This window comes from Spiroplasma endosymbiont of Lasioglossum malachurum, from assembly GCF_964020065.1.
Lineage (GTDB): Bacteria > Bacillota_I > Bacilli_A > Mycoplasmatales > VBWQ01 > Spiroplasma_E.
This window is the reverse complement of sequence record NZ_OZ026534.1, coordinates 402327-415040: the sequence shown is the minus strand read 5'-3', so window position 1 is coordinate 415040 and position 12714 is coordinate 402327. Positions and strand designations below refer to the sequence as shown.

The 12714-nt window shown below is 24.1% G+C and carries 12 protein-coding genes, 1 other RNA gene and 1 pseudogene; 4 read left to right on the top strand and 10 right to left on the bottom strand.

The features are described from left to right. Positions 1-44 precede the first annotated feature (44 nt). From AACK95_RS02370 to AACK95_RS02355, 4 genes are all read right to left on the bottom strand, one after another. Entirely contained in the window at positions 45-995 is a 951-nt protein-coding gene (locus tag AACK95_RS02370; protein ID WP_338980590.1) for an IS30 family transposase, read from the bottom strand. A 181-nt stretch (positions 996-1176) separates the two neighbouring features. Then, positions 1177-1791: a ribosome biogenesis GTP-binding protein YihA/YsxC gene (gene yihA, locus AACK95_RS02365; RefSeq protein ID WP_338980589.1), complete on the bottom strand. Its 615-nt coding sequence runs from the start codon at positions 1789-1791 to the stop codon at positions 1177-1179. Positions 1792-1860: 69 nt separating this feature from the next. Next, complete coding sequence (locus tag AACK95_RS02360) at positions 1861-2061, bottom strand: hypothetical protein (RefSeq protein WP_252320689.1); 201 nt, start codon at positions 2059-2061, stop codon at positions 1861-1863. Between the two features lie 611 nt (positions 2062-2672). Then, complete coding sequence (locus tag AACK95_RS02355) at positions 2673-3911, bottom strand: IS256 family transposase (RefSeq protein WP_338980969.1); 1239 nt, start codon at positions 3909-3911, stop codon at positions 2673-2675. A 146-nt stretch (positions 3912-4057) separates the two neighbouring features. Between AACK95_RS02355 and AACK95_RS02350 the strand changes: the two genes are divergently transcribed. Beyond that, the gene (locus AACK95_RS02350; protein WP_338980588.1) at positions 4058-4951 is read left to right on the top strand and encodes an IS30 family transposase; all 894 of its coding nucleotides are present in this window, start codon (positions 4058-4060) and stop codon (positions 4949-4951) included. A gap of 2 nt (positions 4952-4953) precedes the next feature. Here AACK95_RS02350 and AACK95_RS02345 read toward each other — a convergent pair whose 3' ends face one another. The 6 genes from AACK95_RS02345 to AACK95_RS02320 form a co-directional block, all read right to left on the bottom strand. Next, positions 4954-5406, bottom strand: a complete 453-nt coding sequence (locus AACK95_RS02345) for a hypothetical protein (protein WP_338980587.1) — start codon at positions 5404-5406, stop codon at positions 4954-4956. Positions 5407-5626: 220 nt separating this feature from the next. Continuing rightward, positions 5627-7219, bottom strand: a complete 1593-nt coding sequence (gene rny / locus AACK95_RS02340) for a ribonuclease Y (RefSeq protein WP_338980586.1) — start codon at positions 7217-7219, stop codon at positions 5627-5629. A gap of 153 nt (positions 7220-7372) precedes the next feature. Next, a complete protein-coding gene (gene recA, locus AACK95_RS02335) occupies positions 7373-8356 on the bottom strand; it encodes a recombinase RecA (protein ID WP_338959372.1) in 984 nt (327 codons plus the stop codon). Positions 8357-8409: 53 nt separating this feature from the next. Further along, the gene (locus tag AACK95_RS02330; protein WP_338980585.1) at positions 8410-8889 is read right to left on the bottom strand and encodes a CinA family protein; all 480 of its coding nucleotides are present in this window, start codon (positions 8887-8889) and stop codon (positions 8410-8412) included. A gap of 31 nt (positions 8890-8920) precedes the next feature. Next, an RNA gene (gene rnpB / locus AACK95_RS02325) (RNase P RNA component class B) lies at positions 8921-9270 on the bottom strand. Between the two features lie 29 nt (positions 9271-9299). Then, positions 9300-9617, bottom strand: coding sequence for a DivIVA domain-containing protein (locus AACK95_RS02320; RefSeq protein ID WP_338959370.1), 318 nt, complete (start codon positions 9615-9617; stop codon positions 9300-9302). A 76-nt stretch (positions 9618-9693) separates the two neighbouring features. Between AACK95_RS02320 and AACK95_RS02315 the strand changes: the two genes are divergently transcribed. The 3 genes and pseudogenes from AACK95_RS02315 (at position 9694) to AACK95_RS02305 (ending at position 12347) form a co-directional block, all read left to right on the top strand. Continuing rightward, positions 9694-9831: a hypothetical protein gene (locus tag AACK95_RS02315; protein ID WP_338980584.1), complete on the top strand. Its 138-nt coding sequence runs from the start codon at positions 9694-9696 to the stop codon at positions 9829-9831. An 86-nt stretch (positions 9832-9917) separates the two neighbouring features. Then, a complete protein-coding gene (locus tag AACK95_RS02310; protein WP_338980583.1) occupies positions 9918-10868 on the top strand; it encodes an IS30 family transposase in 951 nt (316 codons plus the stop codon). 239 nt (positions 10869-11107) lie between these two features. Further along, a pseudogene (locus AACK95_RS02305) lies at positions 11108-12347 on the top strand (IS256 family transposase). The last annotated feature ends 367 nt before the right edge of the window (positions 12348-12714 follow it).

The window sequence follows — 12714 nt, the reverse complement described above, 5'->3', positions numbered from 1 at the left end:
TTTTTATCAAAATAATGAGTGCTAAATTGTAAAGGTAAGTGCAACTAAATTATTTTTCTATCCAAATATTTGATTGGTGAAAGATAATTTAATATTTTTCTCGGTCTTTGATTTAAAGACAATATAAATTTATGAACTTCATTTTTATTAGTTTTTGAAAAAATAAATTTTTTAGGAAATTTTTTTCTAATTAAACCATTAGTATTTTCATTAGTACCTCTTTGTCAAGGTGAATATGGATTGGCAAAATAAATTTTTACATCTAAATTTTTTTCAAGTTGTTGTCAATTTGAAAATTCTTTGCCACGATCAAAAGTAATAGTTTTAACAATGTTTTTAGGAAGAATTGATAAATAATAACTGACATTTTTATTAATAACTTTAGTAGTTCTGTTTTTAACTAATATTGCTAAAGTAAATCGTGATACTCTTTCAACTAAAATTATTAAACATGATTTGCTTTTACCTCTTGATGATACTATAGTATCTCCTTCTCAATGACCAAGTGTTATACGATCATTAACATTTATATCTCGTTCTTTAATTGATTTACCATTAAACTTGCCACGATTTTCTTTAGATTTTCGTTTTTTACCTTTTCTTCTTAAATTTTTACTAGTAACTTTATCAAGCATTCCAAAATAAATTCAAGTATAAATTGTTTTAAAACTAATAACTCACTCTTTATGAAAATTTTTAATTCTGCCATAAATTTGTTCAGGTGATCAACCTAATAGTAATTTTTGTTGTACATATTTTACTAAATTCTTATTTTTAAACTTATGAAAACTAATATGTGATTGTTTTCGATTTTCAGCTTTATTTTGTGCAATTAATGAAAAATAATGATTATTATCTTTATTTCTATTAATTTCTCGAATAATAGTACTAATACTTCGATTAAGATTTTTAGCTATTTCACTAATTTTAAATTTAAATTTCAATTGATTCTCAATATAAATCCTTTCATCTATGCCAAGATGTTTATAACTCATATAAAAACTCCTTACTTTTTTCTAAACTAAATTTAGCATTATGAAATTTTTATATGAGAATTTTTTGCAATTTTATTTACTTGCACTTACAAGTATAATTCAGCATATAAATAAAAAATAGATAAGAATATATACATATTAAACAACTTTTATCTTTTTTATAGCAACAAATATTATACTATTAAGTTTCTACTTCAACTTCATCAGTATTAACATCATCTGTTAATTTACTAATTACTAAATCAATTCCTTGTTTACTAATACTAGAAAATAAAATAATAGGAGTATTAGTGCTAAGTTTTAAAGTTGATAATATTATTTTTTTATTTTTTACTAATTGACTATTTTTCACTTTATCAACTTTAGTAGCAATTAAATGAATTTTTAAATGATAATGTTGTAAATATTCCAACATATCAATATCATCTTTACTGGGTGCATGTCTTAAATCTAATAATAAAAAAACTGCTTTTAAATTTTTTCGTGACTGAAAATATTCATCCATCATTGTCGCAAATTGGATTTTTTTTTCATTTGATACTTTAGCAAAACCATAGCCAGGAACATCAACAAAGCGACAAATATTATTATTAATTGTAAAAAAATTTAGCATTTGTGTTTTACCAGGTGTTTGTGAAACTCTAGCTAACTTACCATTATTACAAATTGTATTTAAAAATGTTGATTTACCAACATTACTGCGACCAACAAAACAAAATTCAGGAATTTCATCCTGCGGCCATTGTTCTTCTTTAATAGCACTAGTTAAAAATTGTGCTTGCTTAATTCGTTCCATTTTTTACCTCTTATTCAAAAATATATTATAGTCAATAGTTAAAATTTAAACTAATTATTATTTATTATTTTAATTTTTATTAATATTAATAAAATTAGTAAAATGAATATTATCTAATGGTCATATACCAAAACCAAAAAATAATGCAGCCAAAATGATACCACCAACAATAATACAAATAGCAAGTCATTTTATAATTTTAAATAATAACATAAAACTAATAATAGCAATAGCTATTATAATAATACCAACTATTACAAATGTATTCATGTTTACCTCCTATTATTTTAATTATTAAAGTAACACGTAACATTAATTAATAATAACATAAAATAAATTTGAATATTTTATAGTAATCATCTTTTTCCTAAAATTATATAAATTAAAAAAAGTTATCTTTTTAAAGAGAAACATGTTAAAATGTCAAAGGATATAAGGAGAGTGATATCATGACTGACAGCGATTCCATTTATAATAATAAAAACAATACTAATTTAAAAATTAGTAATTTTAAAAGTGTACTTTTAAATAAAGATTCAGTCAAATATTCTCCTAGTATTTTTACTAAAAAAATATTTTTTTACCGTGTTAATAAATTTCTAAATCCTTATTTAAAAGTCTTAAAATAAGAAAAATAAGGAGGTAAAGAAATTATGAAGATTTTTTTAAACAAAATTTATTTTAAATTACAATTTAGTTTTAAAAAACCATTAGTTTACACAAATGGTGATTATATTAAACAAATTGCACAATTTAACCAAAAACAATTACTAAAAAATTTAGATTTACATAATTTTGGTCTTAAAACAGACCAAATTGAAATAAGAAGAAAAAAATATGGAGGCTTTTTAGTAATCTGTGTTTCTTTGTTTTACAAAGTACTAGTTCAGATTAATTCTGTCTTCAAATTTTATCATAAAATGAGCAATTGCTGTATTTCAATTTTGAATGGGCATTGTTCATTTTTTTGTTATATTTTCAATTGCTAAGTAAAATATTTTGAAAACTGCCATATCATTTGGAAAAACTTTTTTATTTCTGATGACTTTTCGTAATTGACTATTAACAGATTCAATAGAATTTGTAGTATAAATCACTCTTTTGATTTCTGGAGGATAACTAATAAAAATCATTAAATTATCTCAATTTTTATATCAAGATTTAGCAATTTGAGGATAGTGTTTATTTCATTTACTTTCAAATGATTCTAAAGCTTGCATTGCTTGTTCTTCACTACATGCATTATAAATTGGCTTTAAATCTGTAACTAGTGATTTTCGATGTTTGTATGAAACATATTTTAAACTATTTCTGATTTGATGAACTATACATAATTGATGTTCAGTTTTAGGATAAACTGATTGTATTGCTTCTGACATGCCTGTTAAGTTGTCACTACAAGCAATAAGAATATCATTTAAGCCACGATTTTTCATTTCTGTGAAATTTGCTAATCAAAATTTAGCGCCTTCATTTTCACTAATTCATAAACCTAAAACATCTTTTTTACCTTCTAAATCAACACCTAAAGCTATATAAACTGATTTGTTAATAATGCGTTTATCTTGTCGTACTTTAACTACTATACAATCAAAATAAACAATGGGATAAATGCCTTCTAATGGTCTATTTTGTCATGCTTTGACATCATCAATCACATCATCAGTAATTTGACTAATAACACTTTCACTAATATCAGCACCATGATATAACTCTTGTAACTGCATTCTAATATCTGATAATGTCATACCTTTTGCATATAAGGAAAGAACTTGTTGATCAAAACCATCAAATCTTCTCTGTCTTTTTGGCACTATTACAGGAGTAAAATTACTATTACGATCTCGTGGTACATCAATCTCAATTTTACCTTGTTGAGTTATTAATTTTTTTGAACTTATACCATTACGAGCATTGTCACTATTACTATGTTGATTTTTTTCATATCCTAAATAATTTTGCATCTCAGAATTCAAGATTTTTTCAACTAAACGTTTTGTTAATTCTTTATATAAACCCCCTTCTTTAAAAACTGTTGTTAAATCTTCAGTATTTTCTAATAATAAATCTACTGCTTTTGATATTGGATCATTATTATTAAAGTTATCTTTTTTAGCCATCTGTAACTCACTCTTTCTAGTCATTTAATTATATTTACTAGAGCTGAATTATACTTGTAAGTGCAAGTAAATAAAATTGCAAAAAATTCTCATATAAAAATTTCATAATGCTAAATTTAGTTTAGAAAAAAGTAAGGAGTTTTTATATGAGTTATAAACATCTTGGCATAGATGAGAGAATTTATATTGAGAATCAATTGAAATTTAAATTTAAAATTAGTGAAATAGCTAAAAATCTTAATCGAAGTATTAGTACTATTATTCGAGAAATTAATAGAAATAAAGATAATAATCATTATTTTTCATTAATTGCACAAAATAAAGCTGAAAATCGAAAACAATCACATATTAGTTTTCATAAGTTTAAAAATAAGAATTTAGTAAAATATGTACAACAAAAATTACTATTAGGTTGATCACCTGAACAAATTTATGGCAGAATTAAAAATTTTCATAAAGAGTGAGTTATTAGTTTTAAAACAATTTATACTTGAATTTATTTTGGAATGCTTGATAAAGTTACTAGTAAAAATTTAAGAAGAAAAGGTAAAAAACGAAAATCTAAAGAAAATCGTGGCAAGTTTAATGGTAAATCAATTAAAGAACGAGATATAAATGTTAATGATCGTATAACACTTGGTCATTGAGAAGGAGATACTATAGTATCATCAAGAGGCAAAAGCAAATTATGTTTAATAACTTTAGTTGAAAGAGTATCACGATTTACTTTAGCAATATTAGTTAAAAACAGAACTACTAAAGTTATTAATAAAAATGTCAGTTATTATTTATCAATTCTTCCTAAAAACATTGTTAAAACTATTACTTTTGATCGTGGCAAAGAATTTTCAAATTGACAACAACTTGAAAAAAATTTAGATGTAAAAATTTATTTTGCCAATCCATATTCACCTTGACAAAGAGGTACTAATGAAAATACTAATGGTTTAATTAGAGAAAAATTTCCTAAAAAATTTATTTTTTCAAAAACTAATAAAAATGAAGTTCATAAAGGTAATAAGATAAATTTAGAAACATAGTTTTAATGAATGTAATAGTTGCTTATTATTTCACAATTTGCAATAGCATCCCAAAAATTATTATTTTTTATTTTTATTTTTAAACCAATAATTAAAAATGTTAATGACAAAATTATAGATACAAAAATTGGGACTATAATTGTAGAAAAGATAACAGCAATTTTTAACTGTAATAAAGAATAACTATAATAATTATGGATAATATATTCATTTCCAAAATTTTTGAGAGAAATAGTATTATTAGTTAATATGTAATATCAACTATATTTACTTCATAAAGTAAAACCATTATATTCATATATTAAAGGTTTTATATTTTTAAATAAATGGTTATTTTTAATAGTTACTACTTCTTTTCCATGAAATAAATCTAATAATAATAGTCCAATAATCATAATTAAAATAGTTAAAACGAATAGTAATACAGTTATTAACTGTAATTTTTTGAGTTTCATTTTTAAAATCTCCTTAACTTTATTTCATAAGTTTAGCATTTAATAAAATTTAATATAAGTATTTTAGTTGTAATATATTTTAAAAAATAGTAATATAAATTTACAATTTCATAAAAATCCAAATTATTTCTTATCTAAATTTATAATAAGACTATATAGATTTAATTTATTCCAGATTTTTGACAATCTCCCTATTTTTTTATAAAGTTAAAAAGAGAACCTAAGGGTTCTCTAAAAAATAATTAATTAATTCTGTTGCTCTTACTTCACGAATAACAGTAATATGAATATCGCCTGGTATTGTAATCATTTGTTCTAATTTTTGTTTTAAGTTTCTTGCTAATATATGAGCATCAAAATCATTAATAACTTTAGGATCCACAATAACTCTAATTTGTCTTCCAGCCTGAACAGCATATGCTTTTTCTACGCCTTTAACAGATTTACACAAATCTTCAATTTCTTTAATTCTAGTTATAAATTCTTCTAATGAATTATTTCTTGAACCAGGTCTAGCTGCTGATAATGTATCAGCAGCTGAAACTAAAGAAGAATAAACATTATCTTTTGCAACATCACCATGATGAGAATGAATAGCATTAATAATAATATCACTTTCACCATATTTTTTTGCTAAAATCACACCATTATAAACATGTGAACCTTCTAATTCATAATCAGCAGCTTTACCAATATCATGTAATAAACCAGCACGTTTTGCAATATTAACATCTAAACCCAATTCAGCTGCCATTGCTCCTGCAAGTTTGGCAACTTCAAAGGAATGTAATAAAACATTTTGACCATAACTTGTACGATATTTTAATCTTCCAATATAAGATACTAACTCTGGTTCAAAACCAGTTAATTTTAACTCATCAATAATTTTTTTACCATCAACTTTAAAACCTTCATTTAATTCCTGCTCATGAAATCTCAAGATTTCTTCAATTCTAATTGGATGAATTCTTCCATCTTTAACTAAATCTTCTAAAGCTCTAGTTGCAATTTCTCTTCTGATCGGATTAAATGAAGAAATTTGAATTGTTTCTGGCGTATCATCAATGATAATATCTACACCTGCTGTTAACTCAAAAGATTTAATATTTCTACCCTCTTTACCAATAATTCTGCCTTTCATTTCTTCATTAGGTAACTTAACATATGATACTGACTTATCAACAATAAAATTACTTGCATAACGTTCTATTGCTTCACTAACAATATTATTGGCTAACTCTTTAGATTGAAGTTTAATATTATATTCATGATTTTTAATAATTTTATTAAATTCTAATGATAATTTTTCTTTTAATTTACTAAACAATTCATCTTTTGCTTCATTTCGACTCATACCAGAAATTTTTTCTAATTCCATAATAATTTGATCAATTTTTTGATGATATTCTAATTTAACATTTTTTACAATTTCACGTTGATGATAAAGATTTTGTGTTTGTGTTTCAATTATTTCTTCACGTTCACTTAATTTGCGTTCTCTTTTATTTAAAAGTTTCTCATATTCTAAATTTTGTTCTTTACGATATTCAATCTCTAAATACAAATCTTTTTTCATTTTACTTATTTCAATTTTTGCATCGGCTCTTGAGGATTGAATTAATTTTTGAGATTCTTTTTCTCTCTTTAAAATATTAGTAAAACTTTGTTGTTCTTTAATTTTTAAATAAATTTTTCTAATTAGAAATCCAGCAATTATCCCTACTATCATTGCTAGAAAAATTGATATACCTACTCACATTCCAAACTGTTGACTACTTATATTTGATAATATAGCTAACATATTTTTTTCCATTTATATTTTTCTCCTTGCTGTAAAACACCTACAAGAAAAAGAATCCTTACACTCAAAAACTTAAATAAAATTAAAATTTTATATTTTTCTTCTTTAATATCTACACACAAATAAGTAGGATAATAATCCTACATTAATTTTAGCATGTTTTTTTTAAAACTTGATTCGTTCCTTAATTTGTTCTAAAAGAAAAGTATTTGTTTCTAAACTTTCTTTTGCTTTTATTTTTCCTTGTCCTAATTTTACATCTTCATAAGTGTATCAGCCACCAGATTTATTAATAACTTCTTTCTCAACAGCAATTGTAATGATTTCACTAATTTTTGAAAATCCTTCTTCAAAACAAAAATCAAGACTTGCTGTTTTAAATGGTGGTGCTACTTTATTTTTTACAACTTTTATTTTTATTTTATGACCAATTATTTGATTACTTTTGATTAATTGTTCACCTTTACGTACTTCTAGTCTAATTGTACTATAAAAACGTAATGCTTTTCCTCCGGGTGTTATTTCAGGATTACCATATATAATACCAACTTTTTCTCGAATTTGATTAATAAATAAAACAATACAATTAGTTTTTGCGATACTTCCACTAATTTTTCGTAATGCTTTAGACATTAATCGCGCTTGAGCACCAATTGTTTGATCATTCATATCACCATCAAGTTCAATTTGTGGAACTAATGCTGCTACTGAATCAACAACAATCATATCTAAAGCTTCTGATTTAACAAGAATATCTAGTATTTCTAATGCTTGTTCTCCTGAATCTGGTTGTGTAATTAATAAACGACTAATATCAACACCTAATTTTTGACTATACTGACGATCTAATGCATGTTCAGCATCTATAAATGCTATTCTACCATTTTGTTTTTGAACTTCTGCTAAAGCCATTAATGCTAATGTAGTTTTACCTGCCGATTCTGGTCCATAAACTTCAATAATACGACCTTTTGGAAAACCTTTAACACCTAAAATATCATCTAATAATATACTTCCTGAACTAATAACTTCAATATCGCCAATACTACTATCACTTAGTAACATAATAGCACCTTTGCCAAATTCTTTTTCAATTTGCTTAATGGCCTTTTCTAATAATTGCTCTTTTTCTTTAATGTTTATTTCCATAAAATCATCCTACAAAATATTAATAACTCTGTAAGATAATTCCTTTTTAAAATTTAAAAACTTAATAAAATTTTTTTTAAAATAACTACTGCTTTTGCTACTATAGTTGATCTAATTTCGTTTCTATTACCTGAAATATTTAACACTTCACATCAAACATTATCATTGATAACAATACCTACATATACTAAACCAACCGGTTTATTTTCTAGAGCATTAGGTCCTGCATTTCCAGTAAAACTAATAGCAATATTTGTTTTTAAAATTTTTTGTGTATTTAAAGCCATTTCTATAGCACATTGTTTACTTATTACACCATATTTTTCAATGGTTGTTTTTTTAATTTTAACAATATTGATTTTTGATTCATTAGTATACGTTATAAAACCACCACTAAAATATTTAGAAGCACCAGCAATACTAGTAATCTCTTGAGCAAAAAGTCCACCAGTAATACTTTCACAACAACTAATTCTAAAATTAAATTTATCTAATAAAACTAAAAGTTCAGTCATTTTTAAATCTTCAATCAAATAATTTACAATACAAAAAAAAGAATAAAAAAATCATAAGCCACGTTCTGTTCTTGCTTCTTGCAAGTGCTAACCATTTATCTACTATTGTAAACAATAGTTCGGTTTATTATTCATTTCTAATAAACCAATGCCCCTACCTAAATTTGGGTTTCTCGCTTGTGGGGTTTATCTCGTTCCAGCTTTTAAGTTTCCTTAAAACTCGTCTCTATGACACTTTTATAGACTAGAACCTTATTTAATAAAAAACTTAGGTTTTTGTCAGCCGTCAGAATTACTGCTTAGAGTTATTCTTTTCTCTAACACAAACATTACTTTCATCACAGAAAGTGCGAGCGTGGACTTTCCTCTACATACTAATGCAGCGATTAGCTCATTTTTTATTCTTTTAGAAAAAAATTATAACATATTTATTCTTCATGTACAATACTTTCTAATTTGCTTAACCTCGTAATAATATCAACATTTTCTACACCTTTTTCTTCTAATTTTTGTTTTTCTTGTTTTAAAACTAAAATTTGTGTTTTTAAAACATCAATTTCTTTAAGTAACTTGTAATTATTATTTTCTAAAATTGCATTTTGCTTTTTTAGTTTATTTACAAATTCTTCTAGTATTTCATAATTAGTAGCTACTAAATCAAGAAATAAATCTACTTCTTTAGAATCATAGCCTTTATAATCAACAGTAAATTCTTTATCTATAATATCCTTTTTACAAATATTCATACTTATACCTCCTTTAATTAAAAGGAAAACTATTCCAAAGTTAGTAATATTCTATATGTAAGGGGGAATTAAAATAATGTTTTATGCTAACCGTGGAATGTTTCTTGAAACTATAATTAATTATACTATTGAAATTATAAATAATGAAAAACAAGCACTAATTTTTAAACAAAATCCATCAATTTTATATCAAAACGCTGAATTATACTTGTAAGTGCAAGTAAATAAAATTGCAAAAAATTCTCATATAAAAATTTCATAATGCTAAATTTAGTTTAGAAAAAAGTAAGAAGTTTTTATATGAGTTATAAACATCTTGGCATAGATGAAAGGATTTATATTGAGAATCAATTGAAATTTAAATTTAAAATTAGTGAAATAGTTAAAAATCTTAATCGAAGTATTAGTACTATTATTCGAGAAATTAATAGAAATAAAGATAATAATCATTATTTTTCATTAATTGTACAAAATAAAGCTGAAAATCGAAAACAATCACATATTAGTTTTCATAAGTTTAAAAATAAGAATTTAGTAAAATATGTACAACAAAAATTACTATTAGGTTGATCACCTGAACAAATTTATGGCAGAATTAAAAATTTTCATAAAGAGTGAGTTATTAGTTTTAAAACAATTTATACTTGAATTTATTTTGGAATGCTTGATAAAGTTACTAGTAAAAATTTAAGAAGAAAAGGTAAAAAACGAAAATCTAAAGAAAATCGTGGCAAGTTTAATGGTAAATCAATTAAAGAACGAGATATAAATGTTAATGATCGTATAACACTTGGTCATTGAGAAGGAGATACTATAGTATCATCAAGAGGCAAAAGCAAATCATGTTTAATAACTTTAGTTGAAAGAGTATCACGATTTACTTTAGCAATATTAGTTAAAAACAGAACTACTAAAGTTATTAATAAAAATGTCAGTTATTATTTATCAATTCTTCCTAAAAACATTGTTAAAACTATTACTTTTGATCGTGGCAAAGAATTTTCAAATTGACAACAACTTGAAAAAAATTTAGATGTAAAAATTTATTTTGCCAATCCATATTCACCTTGACAAAGAGGTACTAATGAAAATACTAATGGTTTAATTAGAGAAAAATTTCCTAAAAAATTTATTTTTTCAAAAACTAATAAAAATGAAGTTCATAAATTTATATTGTCTTTAAATCAAAGACCGAGAAAAATATTAAATTATCTTTCACCAATCGAATATTTGGATAGAAAAATAATTTAGTTGCACTTACCTTTACAATTTAGCTCTCTTCAAAAAATAAATCAATAATATTAGTCGCTAAGGCAATTGTGACGTCAGACTTTTGCGCCACTATCTTAATAATTTCTGTCTTTGTTTTAGAATTACTTTTTGCCATAAAAATTTCGGTAATGTTTAGTAATCTGTGTAACTTACAAAAATAACTATGTTTAATTAATTCTAGTAAATATAATTAAATGACTAGAAAGAGTGAGTTACAGATGGCTAAAAAAGATAACTTTAATAATAATGATCCAATATCAAAAGCAGTAGATTTATTATTAGAAAATACTGAAGATTTAACAACAGTTTTTAAAGAAGGGGGTTTATATAAAGAATTAACAAAACGTTTAGTTGAAAAAATGTTGAATTCTGAGATGCAAAATTATTTAGGATATGAAAAAAATCAACATAGTAATAGTGACAATGCTCGTAATGGTATAAGTTCAAAAAAATTAATAACTCAACAAGGTAAAATTGAGATTGATGTACCACGAGATCGTAATAGTAATTTTACTCCTGTAATAGTGCCAAAAAGACAGAGAAGATTTGATGGTTTTGATCAACAAGTTCTTTCCTTATATGCAAAAGGTATGACATTATCAGATATTAGAATGCAGTTACAAGAGTTATATCATGGTGCTGATATTAGTGAAAGTGTTATTAGTCCAAATTACTGATGATGTGATTGATGATGTCAAAGCATGACAAAATAGACCATTAGAAGGCATTTATCCCATTATTTATTTTGATTGTATAGTAGTTAAAGTACGACAAGATAAACGCATTATTAACAAATCAGTTTATATAGCTTTAGGTGTTGATTTAGAAGGTAAAAAAGATGTTTTAGGTTTATGAATTAGTGAAAATGAAGGCGCTAAATTTTGATTAGCAAATTTCACAGAAATGAAAAATCGTGGCTTAAATGATATTCTTATTGCTTGTAGTGACAACTTAACAGGCATGTCAGAAGCAATACAATCAGTTTATCCTAAAACTGAACATCAATTATGTATAGTTCATCAAATCAGAAATAGTTTAAAATATGTTTCATACAAACATCGAAAATCACTAGTTACAGATTTAAAGCCAATTTATAATGCATGTAGTGAAGAACAAGCAATGCAAGCTTTAGAATCATTTGAAAGTAAATGAAATAAACACTATCCTCAAATTGCTAAATCTTGATATAAAAATTGAGATAATTTAATGATTTTTATTAGTTATCCTCCAGAAATCAAAAGAGTGATTTATACTACAAATGCCATTGAATCTGTTAATAGTCAATTACGAAAAGTCATCAGAAATAAAAAAGTTTTTCCAAATGATATGGCAGTTTTCAAAATATTTTATTTAGCAATTGAAAATATAACAAAAAAATGAACAATGCCCATTCAAAATTGAAATATAGCAATTGCTCATTTTATGATAAAATTTGAAGACAGAATTAATCTGAATTAGTACTTTGCAAAACAAAGATACACAGATTACTAAAAAGCCTCAAAATTTCCTCCTAATGTTTTAAGAATTATAATTATAATGTCTATTATAGATATTATTATAACTACGTTATCTTTAAACCAATTTAAAAATGTTACTAGTCTGTAATCAAATTATATAGTAACATTTTATAAAGTGAACCATAAAATGTATTTTTTTTCTAAAAAAATGATAAAATTATTTGAATAATATTTTTTTTACACTTATAAAGGTTAAAAAATAAAAATAAAATTTAATTTTCAATACTGATAATAAAATATTAAATAAATATTTAATTAAAATTAAAATGAAAAATAATTATTAAAAAAATGAAAAGAAAAACATGTAA